Here is a 248-nt window from a genome sequence, read left to right on the forward strand (position 1 = left end):
CTGATAGCAAGCGCTTGGGCAGTTTATGGCAGTTGGGCTTTACCTTAGCGCAACAGCACCGCGACTCGTTATTGCAGCAGACCCTCAGTCCAAATACCCAAGCAAAATATGAAGTGCTCGCCGAAAAATCTATCTTACAACAAGCGGAAATAGAAGCAGCTGAAACAGAAGATTTCATGGATTTCTTGCAGCAATATCGTTAATCTTTCATATCTTTCTGTCCTTTATTAACAAGCACTTTATAAGAG

Annotated in this window: 1 pseudogene; it reads left to right on the plus strand. The window is 41.9% G+C overall.

The features are described from left to right. A pseudogene (locus tag AAEY75_RS16500) lies at positions 1-203 on the plus strand (glutamate--cysteine ligase); the annotation flags it as partial. Positions 204-248 lie beyond the last annotated feature (45 nt).

Source organism: Psychrobacter sp. TB55-MNA-CIBAN-0194, from assembly GCF_040309505.1.
In the GTDB taxonomy this organism is placed as follows: domain Bacteria; phylum Pseudomonadota; class Gammaproteobacteria; order Pseudomonadales; family Moraxellaceae; genus Psychrobacter; species Psychrobacter fozii.